Origin of the sequence: Pseudomonas sp. HY13-MNA-CIBAN-0226, from assembly GCF_040310305.1 — a bacterium.
Classification (GTDB): Bacteria; Pseudomonadota; Gammaproteobacteria; order Pseudomonadales; family Pseudomonadaceae; genus Aquipseudomonas; species Aquipseudomonas gregormendelii.
Window position 1 is genome coordinate 1 of sequence record NZ_JBEOPS010000669.1, and the last position, 233, is coordinate 233.

Sequence of the window (233 nt, forward strand, 5' to 3'; positions counted from 1 at the left end):
GTGATGTGCTGCGCCAGGCCGTTGTCGGCCACGGTACGGTTGGCCGCCTGAAACGGTGTAGCGGCCACTTCCCCCGCCACGGCCGCCGCAATAGCGCCGCGGTGTATCAGGGCCACCGGCAGGTAGGCGTGGTCCGAGCCGATATCGGCCAGGCGAGCACCCGCCGGTATGTGCGCGGCCACGCGCTCGAGGCGCTGGGACAAGGTGTGTTCGTTCAACGGTGATTCCTTAAG

Annotated in this window: 1 protein-coding gene; it reads right to left on the minus strand. The window is 67.8% G+C overall.

The window, feature by feature from the left end; translation table 11 throughout:
* The coding region (locus AAEZ05_RS30360; RefSeq protein ID WP_350650395.1) for a tRNA (adenine(22)-N(1))-methyltransferase TrmK at nucleotides 1-218 on the minus strand (218 nt) is incomplete at its 3' end.
* Nucleotides 219-233 lie beyond the last annotated feature (15 nt).